The organism is Bradyrhizobium sp. Rc2d (assembly GCF_900099855.1).
In the GTDB taxonomy this organism is placed as follows: Bacteria; Pseudomonadota; Alphaproteobacteria; order Rhizobiales; family Xanthobacteraceae; genus Bradyrhizobium.
In genome coordinates this window covers 1-17,065 of sequence record NZ_FNCU01000064.1, presented here as the reverse complement: position 1 = coordinate 17,065, position 17,065 = coordinate 1, and the positions used below count along the sequence as shown (strand labels likewise).

Sequence of the window (17,065 nt, the reverse complement as noted above, 5' to 3'; positions counted from 1 at the left end):
GCGGCGCTGTTGTGCAGGTGTTAACAACTCCTTAACCGCCTGCCTCTCAAATCCAAAGCTGGCGGACCTGCCCACGCTCGATCCGGCACCGCGTGCTGCCCCCAGAGCAAATCAAGATATAGCATTAACAAGTCCTTAATTGGCGAGACCTACAGTCGACGGCACCGGCCGGCGCCATTGCCGGCATGGATTGTCGGACCGGAAGAAATGCCGCCAATGGCGCGAGAGGCTGCCGCTGGATTGTTGACGCGAGCCCGCGCCCTGGCGCGGCAATTGTCGCGTCATGTCCGCAAGGTGCCCGTGCTCGCGGCCTGCCTGCTGATCGGCTTCGCGGGGCCTGCCCGGGCGGCCGATCCCGTCAGGGGCGAGGCGAGTTTTTCTGCCGGCGGCGGTTTTGCCCGTCTCGTGATCAAGCTCGGCGAGGACGTTCCCTCCGAGGTGACCACGGCCGGCTCCATTCTCGTCATCCGTTTCGACCGGCCCGTCGACGTACCCGTCGACCGCGTTCCGGAAGGCGCGCCCGACTATGTCAATTCCGCCCGGCGCGATCCCGATGGCGGCGCCATCCGCCTATCGCTGGCGCGCCGGGTCACCGTCAACACCATGAATGCCGGCGAGCGCACCTTCATCGACCTCTTGCCCGAGGGGTGGAAGGGGCCGCCGCCGAGCCTGCCGATGGAAGTAGTCAAGGAACTGGCCGAGCGCGCCCGGGTCGCCGAGCGCGCGCTGCGCGCGCAGCGCGCCGCAGCCGAGGCCAAGAAGCGTCCGCAGATCCGCGTGCGCGCCTCGGTGCAGCCGACCTTCGTCCGCTTCGTGTTCGAGATGCCCGACGGCGTCGGTGTGTCCTCCGTGCTCAATGAGCAGAAGCTCACGCTCGCGTTCAACGCCAACCTCAATTTCGATCTGGCGGACGCGGTCGTCGCCGCGCCGCCGAACGTCGCCTCGATCAAGCAGAAGGCCGACATCGACCAGACCAGTGTCGAGATCGCGCTGATCGGCGATTCCGACGTGCATTCGTTCCGCGACGAGAAGAACTACGTCGTCGACATCGCCTTCCAGCCGGACAGGGGCAGGGCGGCGGCGACGCCCGAGGCAGCGATCGCGCAGCTCAAGCCCGCAGGTCACGGGCCTGCGCCTGCGCCTGAAAAGCCGGCGGCCGAAAGTCCGAAGGACGCGCATCGCGAGATCGCGCCGCCGACATCCGAGACGATTGCGCGCGAAGCCAGAATAGAGGTGAAGCCAGAGGTGAAGCCGGAAGCGCCCGGCGCGATGCCGACCGTCGAAGCGCCGAAGCCGGCGCCCGCGACTGAGGCTGCGCAGGCGCCAGCAGCGCCCATGGAAGCCTCCAAGCCGGCGCCGCCCGTTGCCGAAGCCGCCCCTGCCAGGCCCGCGCCCGCCGAAGCACCGCAAGAGGCCGTGAAGGAAGCTGCGAAAGAGCCGGTCAAGGAAGCTGCCAAGGAAGCTTCCAAGACTGCTCCTGCGTCGGCGCCGGCGGCGGTGCAGTCCGGTATTGCCAGCGTCGATGCGCGCCGCGACAGCGACGGCCTGCGCGTGACGTTCCCGCTTCAGGTCGCAACGCCTGCGGCGGCGTTCCGCCGCGGCGACACGGTCTGGCTGGTGTTCGATACACCGAAGCCGATCGATGTCGAGGCGATCCGCACCAAGGGCGGCGCGATGATCGGCGAGGTCGGTCGCGTGCCGCTCGACAAGGGGCAGGCGGTTCGCATCCGCCTCACCCGTCCGCTGGTCTACTCGCTGACGAGCGAGGAGGTCGGCAAGGAGACCAACTGGCTGCTGACGCTCGCCGACAAGATCCAGGCGACGCCGCTGCCGCTGATGATGTCGCGCAACATCACCGATCCTGCGCTCGCCAACATCGCGATCCCCTTCGCCAATCCGGGCGTTCTGCACAAGCTCACCGATCCCGATGCCGGCGACACGCTCTATGTCGTCACCGCGCAGCGGCCGGTGCGCGGCTTCATCAAGCGGCAGGACCTCGTCGATCTCTCGCTGCTGGAATCCGCGCACGGCATCGCGATCCGGCCGAACTCCGACGAGGTCGGCGTCGAAGTCGGCGCCGACAAGGTCATTCTCGGCAAGAAGGGCGGGCTGACGCTGTCGCCGGTCGACATCTCGGCCGAGCGCGCCCCGACCGCGGTGCGCCCGGTCTTCAGCCCCGAAGGCTGGCGCAAGGGCCAGTCGGAGAATTTCTGGACGCGCCAGAGCGATCTGATGACAGCGATCTCGGCCGTCGACCCCGCGCTGCGTTCGCTGCCGCGGCTCGACCTCGCGCAGTTCTACATGTCGCGCGCCATGTATCACGAAGCCAAGGCCGTGACGGACGTGATGCTGAGCGATCCCCTCAACAAGGAGGAGAGCGGCGCGCGGATCATGCATGCGATCGCGAACATCCTGATCGGCCGGCCGGCGCAGGGCTTGAAGGACCTCGCCAATCCCGTGATCGGCAACAGCCACGATTCCCAGCTCTGGAAGGCGCTCGCCTATGCGCGCCAGGGCAAATGGGCGGACGCGCGCGAGAAATTCAAGAACGTCGAGTTCGCCATCGCCTCGCTGCCGCTCGACATCCAGCGCATCGTGACGATGGACGCGATGCGCGCTTCCCTCGAGGTGAAGGACTATGCCGGCGCCTCCAAGCGCCGCAGCGAGCTCGAGGTCGTCGGCGTCTCGCCCGAGGCTGCGCCCGGCTTCGCCGTGCTGCGCGGCCGGCTCGCCGAGGCGCTCGGCCACGACAAGGATGCGCTCGACGACTACAAATTCGCGGTCGCCTCGAACGACCGGCCGGCTGCGGCCGAGGCCAAGCAGTTCGAGGTCGCGCTACGTCAGAAGCGCGACGAGATCGGCAAGGAAGAAGCGCTACGCGAGCTCGAGACGCTGTCGATGACCTGGCGCGGCGATGCGATCGAGGTCAAGACGCTCCAGATGCTGTCGCAGCTCTATGCCGAGAACGGGCGCTACCGGGACGCGCTCACGGCGGCGCGCACCGCGACGAAGCTGCAGCCGAACGCAGAAGCCTCGCGCCAGGCGCAGGATCTCGCCTCCGATCTGTTCACGCAGATCTTCTTAGGGCCCAAGGGCGACGAGCTGCCGCCGGTCGAGGCGCTCGGGATGTTCTACGAGTTCCGCGAACTCACGCCGATCGGCCGCCGCGGCGACGAACTGATCCGCCGTCTCGCCGACCGTCTCGCCTCGATCGATCTGCTCGACCAGGCCGCCGAGCTCCTGCAATACCAGGTCGATCACCGCCTCGAAGGCGCCGCCCGCGCCCAGGTCGCCGCGCGCCTTGCCATGATCTATCTCGCCAACCGCAAGCCCGATATGGCGATCACCGCGCTGCGCGCGAGCCGCATCAGCGACCTCTCCGGGGAGCTCAGGCAGCAGCGCCTGCTCCTGGAAGGGCGGGCGCAGAGCGACGTCGGCCGTCACGATCTCGCGCTCGATATCGTTTCCAACGTCGCCGGGCGCGAAGTGCTCCGCCTGCGCTCCGACATCTTCTGGGCGGCGCGGCGCTGGCGCGAATCCGCCGAGCAGATCGAGCTCTACTACGGCGAGCGCTTCCGCGACTTCAAGCCGCTCAATGCGGTCGAGAAGAGCGACATCATCCGCGCCGCAGTCGGCTACGCGCTCGCCGACGATTCGATCGGCCTGTCACGCTTCCGCGAGAAATATGCGCCGCTGATGAGCGAGAGCGCCGACCGTCTCGCCTTCGACATCGCAAGCAAGCCGGCGGCGGCCTCCAGCGCTGAATTCGCCGAGATCGCCAAGCTGGCTGCCAGCGTCGATACGCTCGACGGCTTCCTGCGCGAGATGAAGCAGCGCTTCCCCGACGCCACCGCCCGCGCCCCTAGCGCACCGCAGGCCAACGACGAGTCCGACCACACCGGCTCGCTGCCCACGATCCCGGTCGTGCGGCAGATCAAGATGACGCGGTAGGATCCCTGCTGCCGCGCGAAGTGCGGCCCGGGACAGCGCCGCAGTCTACGTCATCGCGAGCGCTGTTGTGTCGGAAGGTCGCCACCCCATTCTCGTCATTGCGAGCGCAGCGAAGCAATCCAGGATCTTTCCGCGGAGGCAGCCTGGATTGCTTCGTCGCAAGGGCTCCTCGCAATGACGGGGAGGGGCGGGAGGCTATCGCTGGGGGCGGAGAGGATGCCCCTTCGCGGGCATGACTGCGGATGCATCGGCCTCATCCCCCGTAGCTCTGCACCAGGCTCCCCGCCACCAGCGACCAGCCGTCGACCAGGACGAAGAAGATCAGCTTGAACGGCAGCGAGATGGTTGCCGGGGGCAGCATCATCATGCCCATCGACATCAGCACCGAAGCGACGACGAGGTCGATGATCAGGAAGGGGAGGAACAACAGGAAGCCGATCTCGAAGGCGCGCTTCAGCTCGGAGATCATGAAGGCGGGGACGAGGATGCGCAGTGCGAGATCGTCGGGCGTGGCCGGCGGCTGTTCGCCGGAGAGATCCAGGAACAGCTTGAGATCCTTCTCGCGCACGTTCTTCTGCATGAAGCCGCGCAAGGGCACCGAGGCGCGCTGAAGTGCGTCCTCGACACTGACCTGGTTGGCGACGAGCGGGCGGATGCCCTCGTCGTAGGATTTCTGCAGGACCGGCCCCATCACGAAGAAGGTGAGGAACATCGCGAGCGCAATGATCACCGAGTTCGGCGGCGCGGTCGCCGTGCCCATCGCGGTGCGCAGCAGCGACAGCACGACCACGATGCGCGTGAACGACGTCATCATGATCAGGATCGACGGCGCGATCGACAGGATCGTGAGCAGGGCGATGAGCTGGATCGCGCGCTCGGTGACGCCGCCACCGCCAGCGCCGCCGCCGAGGTTGATGCTGATGTCCTGCGCATGCGCAAGGCTCGCGAGCGAGGCCGCGCCGACCAGGACAGAAAGGAAAAGAACTCTACGCGGGAGGGCCGGCAACCTCACGAAGACGGCTTCGGACGGCCGAGCAGCGAGGCCATCTCGTCTTCGAGATTTTCAAAGCTGGTCTTTTCCGCGGCGGGCTTTGCGGGCGGGGATGGTGGTGCCGGCGGCTCGCTGCGCCCCGCGCGCGGGGGAGCGGCCGGCGGCTCCGGCGCAACCGGAGGCGCGACCGTTTCGCCGGCCGGGCGGCGCAGCGCAGCTTCGAGCCGCTGGGCCATTTCGGCGAGATTCTGCTCGGCGCTCGAAGGGATAGCGGCGGGGGCCGGTGGCGGAACCGGCGGCGCCTGCGGAATGGGCGGAGGCGGCGGCGCTGCTGCGCGCTCGGCACGCACCGGCGGCATCTTCGGCGGCTCGCTCTGGCGCGGCGGACGCGGCATCAGCGGCGGCTCGCCGCGGGCGATGCGCGGCGGCAGCGGCTCGGGCCGTGGCTCGCGCTCGGGACGCGGCGGGACCGGCTCGGGCGTGAAGCCGGCCAGCGGCTCGCTGCGGCGTTCGCCCAGCACGGGAGCGGGCCGGCGCACTTCGTCGGCGAAGGATGGGCGCGCGGGCCGCGGCGGCGGCTCGGGCATTTGCGGCTCGGGATGATCGAGCAGTTCGGGTCGCGGCGCTTCGTCGGCCCACCCGCCGGAATCGGGCATGGGGGCGAGGCGCGGCGGTTCCGTGGCGCTGGGACGCTGCGGAAGCTGGTCGCGGCCGGACGCGGCGCGAACGATGTTGGGCTCGACGACGATGTCCGTCGGGCCGCCGATCATGAGGAGATGCTCGACATTGTCACGCCGGACCAGGACCAGGCGCCGCCGGCCGTCGACGGCGGCGGCATCGATCACGGCGAGCCGAGGCATCCTGCCGCGCTGGGTGTTGGCGCCCAGCCGGCTGCCGGCGAATCGGCGAACCAGCCATGCAGCGACGCCGATCAACGCCAGAACGACGATGAACGCGACGATGAAGGTGATAGGGCTGCCTTGCATACTTGTCCCCGACAAATGGCGCTGTTCTCGTGCCCGTGGTCAAACGTGCCAACCACCGGCCTACGATGCCCCAAACTGCGATCTCTTAATGTTCCACGGCAAGTTTTGCCGTCCCCAACTCTTAATAACCTATGAATCGCTCGATCCAAAACGACTTCTTGGCCTGCATACGCGCCGCCAAACGGTTGGGTTAATGCCACTTTTGGGAGCGTCGAATCACGAAGCGCGCATTTCGTGTGCCATCGGGGAACAGATGCCCGTGACATCTTTAACCAGCTGTTAACCATACAGGCGGCAAATTCTGCCTAGCTACGGACCTCAAGGTCCGGAAGGGGCGGAAGGAGCCGCAACGATGTCCATCAACGACCTCCCGGTGCTGTCGGCGCTTCGGACCAAGATGCAGTGGCACCAGGAGCGCCAGCGTGTCCTGTCCGAGAACGTCTCCAACTCCGACACCCCCAAATTCCGGCCGCGCGACCTGGTCGAGCCGAAGCTCGACAAGACCGGCGCCGTCACGGGCTCGATGGGGCCTCTGGCCCTTGCCCGCACCAGCGCCTCTCATATGACGCCGTCAGGCGCGGCCTCCGCATTCGACCAGAACAAGAATGCGGGTTTTGAGACCCGTCCTGCGGGCAACGCCGTCAATCTCGAAGAGGAGATGATGAAGGCCGCCAGCAACCAGATGGACTACGCGGCGGCGACCTCGCTCTATTCGAAGAGCCTGCACCTGCTCAAGACCGCGATCGGCAAGGGCTAGAGCTAGAGGAAGCGGATCATGGCGAATGACAGCAGCGATTTTGCCCGCTCGATGGCGATCGCGACCTCCGGCCTGCGGGCCCAGGCCGGGCGCATGCGGGTGATCTCGGAGAACATCGCGAACGCGGATTCGACCTCGCAGACATCCGGCGGCGATCCCTATCGGCGCAAGGTGCCGACCTTTTCTTCCGCGCTCGATCGCACGCTCGACGCGCAAGTCGTCACGCTCGGCAGGATCAAGCCCGACCAGTCGAGCTTCCGCGTCAAATACGAGCCGAACAATCCGGCCGCGGATGCGAGCGGCAACGTCAAATATCCCAACGTGAATTCGGTGGTCGAGATGACCGACATGCGCGACGCGCAGCGGTCCTACGAGGCCAATCTCAACATCATCAGTGCGACGCGCCGGATGATCCAGCGCACCCTCGACATCCTCAAGAGCTGAACAGGACATCTGAGCCATGGCATCACCGTCAATCGCCGCCAATGCTTATGCCAGTCTCGCCCGCGTGCTGGAGAACGGCGGCGCCGGCAAGGGCGGCGAGCCCAGCGGACAGTCCTTCGCTTCGCTGCTGAAAGACGCTGTCGGCAGCGTCATGGAGTCCGGCCGCAAGTCCGACGCGCAGACGGTGGCGATGGCCGCCGGCAAGGCCAACGTGATGGACGTGGTGACGGCGGTCGCCGACACCGACGTTGCGGTGTCCACGCTGGTCTCGGTCCGCGATCGCGTGATCGCGGCCTATGAAGACATCATGAAGATGCCGATCTGATGAGGGAATGGCGCTCGCCCCAATCGTCATTGCGAGCGTAGCGAAGCAATCCAGAGTCTTTCCGCAGGCGCCAGTCTGGATTGCTTCGCTGCGCTCGCAATGACGGGGGAGTGGGCGCTTGTTCCTCGCCGGGCTGGCTGGGATGAAGGAATAAAGGAAGTTTGCAATGACCGGACCCGAAACCCTTGACGTCGCGCGCGATGCGATCTGGACCATCGTGATCGTGTCGTCGCCGCTGATGGTGGTCGGCCTCGTGGTCGGCGTCATCGTGTCGCTGTTCCAGGCGCTGACTCAGATTCAGGAGCAGACGCTGATCTACGTGCCGAAGATCCTGGCCATCTTCGCCACGATGCTGTTGGCGCTGCCGTTCATGGCCGACTCGCTCCACGCCCACATGCTGCGGATCTCGTCGCGAATCATCGGCGGCTGAGGCAAGATGCGTAAACTATGCGCATCGACGTCTCGCTGCTGCCGGCGCTCGCCGCTTCCTTCATGCTCGCCTTCGCCCGGGTCGGTGCGATGGTGATGCTGCTGCCGGGCCTGGGTGAGACCAACATCCCGACGCGGATCAAGCTGTCGATCGCGCTGCTGCTCACGCTGATCATCCTGCCCCTGCACCGCAATGCCTATCAGGTCGACATGGGCTCGCTCGCGCCGCTCCTGGTCCTGATGCTGCATGAGATCGCGATCGGAATCGTGCTGGGCGCGACCGCCCGTGTGACGCTCTCGGCCCTGCAAGTCGCCGGCTCCGTGATCGCGCAGCAGATGGGGCTCGGCTTCGTCACCTCGGTCGATCCGACGCAGGGACAGCAGGGCGTGCTGGTCGGCAATTTCCTGACCATGCTGGGCGTGACCTTGTTGTTTGCCACCGACAGCCACCATCTGGTGATCGCGGCGCTGAACGACAGTTACAAGATCTTCTCGCCGGGCGAGACCGTCTCGAGCGGCGACATCGCCTCGCTGGCAACGCGGGCCTTTGCAGCCGCGTTCCGCCTGGGCTTGCAGCTCTCCGGACCGTTTCTGGTGTTCGGCCTCGTCTTCAACATCGGGTTAGGTGTGCTGGCGCGGCTGATGCCACAGATGCAGGTCTATTTCGTCGGCGTGCCGCTCTCGATCTTCGCGGGCTTTCTGGTCCTCGCCGTGGTGCTCACGGCGATGATGGGTACGTTTCTCGACTATTTCATCGGTGTCATGCACCAGATGATGCCGCTCAAATAGGTGATCGATGGCGGAAGACAACGATCCCGAGAGTCAAACAGAAGACCCGACGCAAAAGCGCCTCGACGATGCGCTCGAACGCGGCGACGTCGCCAAGAGCCAGGAGATCAACACCTGGTTCATGATGGCGGGCGGCACGCTCGTGGTCTCGACCTTCTCGGGCTCGGTCGGCAGCGGGCTGCTGACGCCGATGCGCAACTTGCTCGCCAATTCCTGGATGATCAAGACCGATGGCAAGGCTCTGCTCGCGCTGATGCAGCAGATCGAGTTCGCCGTGCTCACGGCAATCGGCGTGCCCCTCTTGATGCTGGTGCTGGCGGCAATTGCCGGCAACATGCTCCAGCACCGTCTGGTGTGGTCGGCCGAATCCCTAAAACCCAAATTCAATAAGATCTCGCCCGGCGCCGGCTTCAAGCGCATCTTCGGCAAGCAGGCGGCGGCGAACTTCCTGAAAGGCCTCGGCAAGCTGATCGCGCTCAGCGTGGTCATGACTATGATCCTGTGGCCGGAGCGGCATCGCATGGAGGCGATGGTCAAGCTCGATCCGGCCGCGATGCTGGGCGCCACCACCAGCATGACCATCCATCTGCTCGGCGCGGTGGTAGCGGCGCTCGCGATCGTCGCCATCGCCGACTATTTCTTCCAGTACCGCAGCTGGTTCCAGCGGCAGAAGATGTCACTCCAGGAGATCAAGGAAGAGTTCAAGCAGTCCGAAGGCGATCCGCACATCAAGGGCAAGATCAGGCAACTCCGGCAGCAGCGCGCCAAGAAGCGCATGATGGCGGCGGTTCCCAAGGCCTCCGTGATCATCACCAACCCGACCCACTATTCGGTGGCGCTGTCCTACGAGCGCGGCATGTCGGCGCCGATCTGCGTCGCCAAAGGTGTCGACAACCTCGCCTTCAAGATCCGGGAGATCGCGCGCGAGCACGACATCCCGATCGTCGAGAACGTGCCGCTCGCCCGTGCGCTCTACGCCACCGTCGACATCGACCAGGAAATCCCGACCGAGCACTACCATGCGGTCGCCGAAGTCATCGGCTACGTCATGCGGCTGAAGCGCGGATTCGGCGCGGGGCGGGGATAAAATGCCGGAAAAGTACCGGAAATGGCCGTAATCTGGGAATCAGCGTACCTTTCGCTCCTGCTGCCCTTGCACCTTTGGGTCCGATTCAGGCAGGGAGGACCCCGCGCGCCCCTGAGCGCGTTGATTCTCTGCCGACAGGCTGCGCCAGCTTGAGATGACTGCTGAGACCGACCACGACCTCACACGCGAGCCCGTTGCGGCGCACGAGCCGTCGCCGCGCTCGGGCAGCATCGCGCTGGTGCTGCTGGTGGCCGCCGGCCTCGTCGCGGTCGCCGTCGGGCTGATGACGCTCGGGCGCGCGCAGGCGCAGCCCTATATCCTCGGCATTCTCGCCGTGCTGGCGATGGTCGGCCTGTTCAACCTGTTTGCCTTCGCCGCCGGCATCATCCGCTTCGCCGACCGTAATCTCGACGATCCCATCATTGCCCGCATCTCCGATCACGCCTTCGACGGGCTCGCGGTCACCGATGCACGCGGGCATGTGGTCTATTCCAACGCGGCCTATCTGACGCTGACCGGCGCCACCGGCCCCCAGGACGTGCGTCCCGTCGAGCGCGTCTTCATCGGCAACCCCGACGTCTCCGAAGCCGTGTTCCGCCTGCTCAAAGCCGCCCGCGAAGGCAAGCGGCAGCAGGAGGAGGTGCGCATCTCCGGCCAGGACGGCAATCAGGGCCGCTGGCTGCGCATGCGGGTGCGCCCGCTCGGCACCGGCAAGCGCGAGGCGAAATATGCGGTGTGGTCGATCGCCGACATCACCCGCGACCGCGAGCGCCAGGAAGACGTGTTCCAGGAGCTCCAGCACGCGATCGAATATCTCGATCACGCGCCTTGCGGCTTCTTCTCGGTCAATCCGGCCGGCGAGCTCGCCTATGTCAACGCGACGCTGGCGAACTGGCTGGACTACGACCTCGCCGAGATCGGCTCGGGTGGATTGAAGCTCACCGACATCGTCTCCGGCGACGGCGCCTCGCTGCTGACCTCGATCGTGGCGGTGCCGGGCGAGGTGAAGACCGAGGTCTTCGACATCGACCTGCGCATGCGCACGGGCAAGACCATGCCGGTGCGGCTCTATCACAAGCTCGCCTTCGGTGCCGACGGCGCGCCGGGGCCGTCGCGCACGCTCGTGATCAGCCGCGCCCGCGACGAGCGCAGCGATCCCGACCGCGCCGCCGAGGTGCGCTTCATGCGCTTCTTCGACCACACGCCAATGGCGATCGCGACCGTGGATCGCGGCGGCAACGTCGTGCGCGCGAATGCGCGCTATGCCAAGCTCGGACAGGCGCTCGGGCTCGACAGCGCCTCCAAGTCGATCTTCCGCGCGGTCAATTCCCGCGACCGGCACCTGTTGATCGCGGCCATCAACCAGGCCGCCGAAGGCCGGGCCGACATCGCGCCGGTCGAGGTGGCGCTGGAAGGGACCAAGGAACGCTGGGGCCAGTTCTTCGTCACGCCGGTCGATGCGGCCGAGAACGAGGCGGAAGCCGCCATCGTGCACATGCTCGAGACCACCGAGCGGCGCGCGCTCGAGAACCAGATCAACCAGTCGCAGAAGATGGAGACGGTCGGCCAGCTCGCCGGCGGCATCGCCCACGACTTCAACAACGTGCTCTCCGCCATCATGATGGCGAACGACTTCCTGCTGAACGCGCACAAGCCGACCGATCCGTCGTTCCAGGACATCATGCAGATCAAGCAGAACGCGACGCGCGCCGCGACCCTGGTGCGGCAGCTGCTGGCGTTCTCGCGGCGGCAGACGCTGCGGCCGCAGGTGCTCGATCTCGGCGATGCCTTGAGTGATCTCACCATGCTGCTGCGCCGGCTGATCGGCGAGAAGGTCAAGCTCGACCTCGTCCACGGCCGCGATCTTTGGCCGGTAAAGGTCGACGTCTCCCAGTTCGAGCAGGTGATCGTCAATCTCGCGGTGAACGCGCGCGACGCCATGCCTGATGGTGGCAAGCTGATCATCCGCACCGCAAACGTCAGCAGCGAAGACGCGGGCAAGCTCGCTTACAAGGGCATGCCAGCCGCCGACTATGTCCGGATCGAGGTCGCCGACACCGGCACTGGCATCCCCGCCGACATCCGCGACAAGATTTTTGAGCCGTTCTTTTCGACGAAAGAGGTCGGCAAGGGGACCGGGCTCGGGCTTTCCACCGTCTACGGCATCGTCAAGCAGACCGGCGGTTTCATCTACGTCGATTCCGAGCCGGGGCAGGGCACCTCGTTCCATATCTTCCTGCCGCGCCATCATGCCGAGCCGGAGGTGCAGGTCGAGCAGCCCGCAGCAGTTGTCAGCGCGGCCAATGGCGCCGCGAAGGAAGCCGCACCGGCGGCGGAGGCCAAGCCGCGCACCGATCTCACCGGCCAAGGCACCATCCTTCTCGTCGAAGACGAAGAGGGCCTGCGTGCCCTGAACGCGCGGGGCCTGCGCTCGCGCGGCTACACCGTGGTCGAGGCCGAGAACGGCGTCGAGGCCATGGAGGTGCTGGAGGAGGAGAGCGGCGCGATCGATCTCGTCGTCTCAGACGTGGTGATGCCGGAGATGGACGGCCCGACGCTGCTGAAGGCGATGCGGGAGAAGAACCCGGACATCAAGTTCATCTTCGTTTCCGGCTACGCCGAGGATGCGTTCGAGAAGAGCCTCCCCGAGGGCCAGCAGTTCGACTTCCTGCCAAAACCGTTTACGCTGAGCCAGCTCGTGGCGGCGGTGAAGGAAACGATGACGAAGGCTGGGTGAGATGCGCACGCCCTCTCCACATTCTCCGTCATTGCGAGCGCAGCGAAGCAATCCAGAGTCTTTCCGCGGTGGGCAGTCTGGATTGCTTCGTCGCAAGGGCTCCTCGCAATGACGGGGGAGAAAGCGGAACTTTCGTCGCAGTAGCGGCGGTAACCCGCGACCGCAGTTCCTTCCCACGCCCCGGCCAAACCCCCGCCAAATATGGGTTTTTGCCACATCCCCGCGACTGAGGGCCGCAGCAATAGGTTCCGAAAGCGGCTTCACTTTTCGGGAAGTCTGCCCATCTTAAGCGCACGTCCCCATGCCGGGGATTTGGGAAACGCACATGACTTTCTCGCAAGGCTCCCGCAGTCTCTTCAAGACCATTGCTGTCGTGCTGGCGCTTGCGCTGCCGACCGCACTGGCGATCTCGTCCGCTGACGCCCGCGTCGGCGGCGGCTTCTCGTCGGGTTCGCGCGGCTCGCGCACCTATTCGGCGCCGCCGTCGACCACGACTGCGCCGGGCTCCACCTCGCAGTTCAACCGCACCTACACCCAGCCGGGCGCAGGCATGAATTCGGCCGCGACCGCGCCGGCGCGCGGCGGCCTGTTCGGCCGCGGCGGCGGCTTCCTGGGCGGCCTTGCGGCCGGCTTCCTCGGCGCCGGCCTGCTGGGCATGCTGTTCGGCGGCGGCCTCTTTGGCGGCCTCGGCGGCCTGTCCTCGATCCTGGGCCTGATCATCCAGATCGCGCTGGTGGTGCTCGTGGTGCGGCTGGCGATGTCCTGGTGGCAGCGCCGCCACACGTCGCAGCCGGCCTATGCCAATGCTAATGCGGGCGCAGGCCAAGGACCGCAGCCGAACTATCGCAGCGGTCTTGGTGGCTTCGGCTTCGGCGCCAACAGCGCGCCGCTCGAGATCAAGCCGGACGACTATGAGGCGTTCGAGCGCCTGCTTGGCGAAATCCAGACCGCCTGGTCGAACGAGGACGTGGCCAAGCTGCACACGCTCGCGACGCCAGAGATGGTCTCCTATTTCGAGCAGGATCTCGGCCAGAACCGCGCGCGCAACGTCGTCAACAAGGTGACCAACGTCAAACTGTTGCAGGGCGACCTCGCGGAAGCCTGGCGCGAAGGCGAGACGGACTACGCCACGGTGGCGCTGCGCTTCGGGCTCATCGACAAGACGGTCGACCGCAATACCGGCGCAGTCGTGGCCGGTAGCGAGCAGCCGGGCGAGGCGACCGAGATCTGGACGTTCGCCCGCCGGCCGAGTACCGGGTGGGAATTGTCGGCGATCCAGCAGACCAACTGATCGCTCGCGACACGAGGAACCAAGGCGTCGTGCTCCCGCACGGCGCCTTTTTCTTTTGGACGCCTCTTCTTTTGGACGCCCCGCATCGGAATAAGCGGGCGTGCGTCGGGTTGAAATCAGGCGGCCAACGACAAGTACAACCGGAGGACAATATGATCCGCACCGAGAGATCCGTGACGATTTCAGGCCTCGCGCTCGCAATGACCTTGCTTGCGGCGCCATCGGCGCAGGCGCAATCGGCCGACATGACGTTCTTCGTGACGTCCAACGGCCCCGGCAAGGGTGCCGATCTCGGCGGCCTCGAGGGAGCCGACGCGCAATGTCAGAAGCTTGCACAAGCCGCGGGCGCCGGCACCAGGACCTGGCGCGCCTATCTCTCGACACAGGCAGCCGACGGCAAGCCGGCGGTCAACGCCCGGGACCGCATCGGCAAGGGACCGTGGCAGAACGCCAAGGGCGCGGTGATCGCCAAGGACGTTGCCGACCTGCACGGCGCGGCCAACAACCTCACCAAGCAGACCGCGCTCAGCGAGAAGGGCGAGGGGATCAATGGTGTTGGCGACCAGCCAAACCGGCATGACGTGCTCACGGGATCGCAACCAGACGGCACCGCTTTTGCCGGTCCGGACGATCGCACCTGCAAGAACTGGACATCGAGCACGCAAGGCGTCGCGATGGTCGGCCATCTCGATCGACGTGGTCTGCGCGACGACGAGCCCTCGAAATCTTGGAACAGCTCTCACCCCTCGCGCGGTCCCGACGGCGGCTGCTCGCAGGCGGATCTGAAGAGCACCGGCGGTGACGGCCTGCTGTATTGTTTCGCGGCGAATTGAGGCGTGAGCTGTCTCTTCCGTCATTGCGAGGAGCGTAGCGACAAAATTGCGAAGCAATTTTGCGCTGAAGCGACGAAGCAATCCAGAATCCCTCCGCGGAGACAGTCTGGATTGCTTCGTCGCAAGGGCTCCTCGCAATGACGGAGTGTGTGGTACCGCCGCTCCGTCTCACTCCGACGGAACTTTCGGGCACGTGTTACATTGATCCCGTCGCCCGCAACGCTCACGGACTCCTCCCATGAAATACGAGCTCTATTATTGGCCCGAGATTCAGGGCCGCGGCGAATATGTGCGGCTGGCGCTGGAGGAAGCGGGCGCCGCCTACGTCGATGTCGCGCGCGGACCGCGCGGGACAGCTGCGATGATGAAGATGATGGACGCGCATGGGGGCACGCCGCCCTTTGCCCCACCGTTCCTGAAAGTGGGCAAGCTCGTCATCGGCCAGACCGCCAACATCCTGCTCTATCTCGGCGCCCGCCATGGCCTCGCGCCGAAGACCGAAGGCGGCAGGCTCTGGGTGCACCAGCTTCAGCTCACCATCACCGACCTCGTCGTCGAGATCCACGACACCCATCATCCGCTCGGGCCCTCGCTCTACTACGAAGATCAGAAGCCGCCGGCGAAGAAGCGCACCGCCGATTTCTGGAGCGAGCGCGTGCCGAAATATCTCGGTTATTTCGAGCAGCTTCTCACTGAGAGTGGCGGCACCTATGTCACGGGACGCAGACTGACTTATGTCGATCTCTCGCTGTTCCAAATCGTCGCGGGGCTGCGCTATGCGTTCCCCAAGCGCATGAAGGCGTTCGAGACAGATATCCCGCGCCTCCTCGGCCTGCGCGACCGCATCGCCGCACGGCCCAACATCAAGGCCTATCTCGACAGCGACCGCCGCATTGCCTTCAACGAGCAGGGCATCTTCCGCCGCTATCGCGAACTGGATGGTTAGCCGGTCCGAATGGGAAAGTGATCTGCCCTCACCAAACGCCCGGCACCAGGCGATAGCGCACCCGCGCCGCATAGTCGGCATAGCCTGGTAGGCCCTCGCGCAAGGTGCGCTCCTCGATAGGGATGCGGATCGCGAACAAGGCGATGAAGAGCGGTATCATCGCAAGTCCCCACCACGACCCAAGCAACAACGGCACGCCGGTGAAGAACAGGACCATGCCGCTGTACATGGGATGGCGGACATAGGCGTAGGGACCGGTCGAGATCACGTGCTGCGCGCGCTCGGTTTGCAGCTTCACCACGGGCGCGGCGAACGAGTTCTCGCGGAAGACCCACATCGTGAACAGTGTCGAGGCCAGGAACAGCCCGAGGCCGAGGATCTGGAACGCAACCGGCATCTCGGAGGATTGAATGCGCCCGTCGAGGCCCATCGCGACCAGCCAGGCCAGCATCGCCACGACAAAGACCGTCATGAACATTTTGTCGGCGGCGGGCTGATCCCGTTGCAGGACCGGCCGCAGACGTTCGGCGAGCAGAGCCGGATCGATCCGGTAGAGCCACCAGCCGCAGAGCGGACCGAGCAGGGCGGAGGTGGCGAGGAGCACCCAGGCCGAAGGCCAGTGCAGCGTTCCGGCGGATACGAACAGCAACGCGCCCATGCCGACGACGAAGATCGTGTTCTGCAACAGGAGGCGTGCGATCATGCGCAGGGTCCCAGGATGAGCGCGCATGATAGTGGTCCTGCTATCCGGCAAAGATGCGGCCGGATGCGCAAAAGGCCCGATCGACCGGATCGGGCGCTTCAGCTTTGGCAAGCCTGATCAGGCGAGCTGATCGATCCGCGTGCCCTGACCCGGCGGCAGCGGCGCGGGCGGCTGCGGCTTGTAGGTCGGATCATCGTCGTTGACCTTGGCCTGATCGTCCTGCTGCTTGGTCGTGTCGTAGCTCGGAACCACGATCGCGATCGGCGGCGGCGCAACGGTGGAAACCTTCATCCGCAAAACCTCACACATGGAAACAACTGAGCCTGCCCCGCGAGGAGCGAAGTTTCCTTCAAGGCAATCGTTAAAATGCGAGGGAATTCGCTTGGCGGGATTGGGCTGCCTTTAGCTTCCGCGCGTGCAAGTCTTAAGAGAATCGCGGCTCTCTCCACCGTCATGTATGGACGGCCCCCTCTCGGCAAGGGCTTTTGGTGCTTCAGCAAATGAATCGGGGAGCGGTCATGTATACGGCCTCGAGAAGCGGCCATTGACCGCGGGCCCTGATGGAGATCGCTGATCGAATTCCAATCATTGCGGCGCGCTGTGACGCGCGATGACGATGCGGAGTGTTTCGATCCCGGTTTCCAGACCATTTGCCATCACACCTTTAGTGCCCTTCCGATAGGCATGGAGCGCGAGCGCGGCGGCTGTTGCCCCTCAACTAGGCCGCAGCCGGCGCGCTCGCGCGGTCTCGGTAGGTTTCTCCTTTGACCAGCATGGCCCAGATGATCCGGGCGGT

The 17,065-nt window shown here is 65.6% G+C and carries 15 protein-coding genes; 11 read left to right on the top strand and 4 right to left on the bottom strand.

What is annotated here, in order from left to right; all coding sequences use genetic code 11:
• The first annotated feature begins 216 nt into the window (after positions 1-216).
• On the top strand, positions 217-3,951 hold the full coding sequence (locus tag BLV07_RS41240; protein ID WP_176946102.1) for a tetratricopeptide repeat protein: 3,735 nt from the start codon (positions 217-219) through the stop codon (positions 3,949-3,951).
• Positions 3,952-4,204: 253 nt separating this feature from the next.
• Here the strand turns inward: BLV07_RS41240 and fliP are convergent, their stop codons facing one another.
• Positions 4,205-4,963, bottom strand: a complete 759-nt coding sequence (gene fliP / locus BLV07_RS41235; RefSeq protein ID WP_091897994.1) for a flagellar type III secretion system pore protein FliP — start codon at positions 4,961-4,963, stop codon at positions 4,205-4,207.
• A complete protein-coding gene (locus BLV07_RS41230) occupies positions 4,960-5,928 on the bottom strand; it encodes a flagellar biosynthetic protein FliO (RefSeq protein ID WP_091897992.1) in 969 nt (322 codons plus the stop codon). Before BLV07_RS41230 ends, fliP begins: the two co-directional genes overlap by 4 nt.
• A gap of 352 nt (positions 5,929-6,280) precedes the next feature.
• Here BLV07_RS41230 and flgB point away from each other — a divergent pair, with 352 nt between their 5' ends.
• The 10 genes from flgB (at position 6,281) to BLV07_RS41180 (ending at position 15,566) form a co-directional block, all read left to right on the top strand.
• Positions 6,281-6,685, top strand: a complete 405-nt coding sequence (flgB, locus tag BLV07_RS41225) for a flagellar basal body rod protein FlgB (RefSeq protein WP_091897990.1) — start codon at positions 6,281-6,283, stop codon at positions 6,683-6,685.
• A gap of 18 nt (positions 6,686-6,703) precedes the next feature.
• Positions 6,704-7,129 carry a flagellar basal body rod protein FlgC gene (flgC, locus tag BLV07_RS41220; RefSeq protein WP_091897988.1) on the top strand — a complete coding sequence of 142 codons (426 nt, stop codon included), beginning with the start codon at positions 6,704-6,706 and terminating at the stop codon, positions 7,127-7,129.
• Positions 7,130-7,145: 16 nt separating this feature from the next.
• Positions 7,146-7,454: a flagellar hook-basal body complex protein FliE gene (gene fliE, locus BLV07_RS41215; RefSeq protein ID WP_091897986.1), complete on the top strand. Its 309-nt coding sequence runs from the start codon at positions 7,146-7,148 to the stop codon at positions 7,452-7,454.
• Between the two features lie 166 nt (positions 7,455-7,620).
• Complete coding sequence (gene fliQ, locus BLV07_RS41210) at positions 7,621-7,884, top strand: flagellar biosynthesis protein FliQ (RefSeq protein ID WP_011088555.1); 264 nt, start codon at positions 7,621-7,623, stop codon at positions 7,882-7,884.
• Positions 7,885-7,901: 17 nt separating this feature from the next.
• Positions 7,902-8,672, top strand: coding sequence for a flagellar biosynthetic protein FliR (fliR, locus tag BLV07_RS41205; protein ID WP_091897984.1), 771 nt, complete (start codon positions 7,902-7,904; stop codon positions 8,670-8,672).
• A 7-nt stretch (positions 8,673-8,679) separates the two neighbouring features.
• Entirely contained in the window at positions 8,680-9,759 is a 1,080-nt protein-coding gene (gene flhB, locus BLV07_RS41200; protein WP_091897982.1) for a flagellar biosynthesis protein FlhB, read from the top strand.
• A gap of 154 nt (positions 9,760-9,913) precedes the next feature.
• Positions 9,914-12,496, top strand: a complete 2,583-nt coding sequence (gene cckA / locus BLV07_RS41195; RefSeq protein WP_091897980.1) for a cell cycle histidine kinase CckA — start codon at positions 9,914-9,916, stop codon at positions 12,494-12,496.
• Between the two features lie 301 nt (positions 12,497-12,797).
• Positions 12,798-13,787: a Tim44 domain-containing protein gene (locus tag BLV07_RS41190; RefSeq protein WP_091897978.1), complete on the top strand. Its 990-nt coding sequence runs from the start codon at positions 12,798-12,800 to the stop codon at positions 13,785-13,787.
• 152 nt (positions 13,788-13,939) lie between these two features.
• Entirely contained in the window at positions 13,940-14,620 is a 681-nt protein-coding gene (locus BLV07_RS41185) for a lectin (RefSeq protein WP_091897976.1), read from the top strand.
• A 238-nt stretch (positions 14,621-14,858) separates the two neighbouring features.
• Positions 14,859-15,566: a glutathione S-transferase gene (locus BLV07_RS41180; RefSeq protein ID WP_091897974.1), complete on the top strand. Its 708-nt coding sequence runs from the start codon at positions 14,859-14,861 to the stop codon at positions 15,564-15,566.
• Between the two features lie 28 nt (positions 15,567-15,594).
• On the opposite strand, the gene BLV07_RS41175 is transcribed toward BLV07_RS41180, so the two are convergent.
• Positions 15,595-16,269: a methyltransferase family protein gene (locus BLV07_RS41175; RefSeq protein ID WP_091897972.1), complete on the bottom strand. Its 675-nt coding sequence runs from the start codon at positions 16,267-16,269 to the stop codon at positions 15,595-15,597.
• Positions 16,270-16,386: 117 nt separating this feature from the next.
• A complete protein-coding gene (locus tag BLV07_RS41170; RefSeq protein WP_164934497.1) occupies positions 16,387-16,560 on the bottom strand; it encodes a hypothetical protein in 174 nt (57 codons plus the stop codon).
• Between the last annotated feature and the right edge of the window lie 505 nt (positions 16,561-17,065).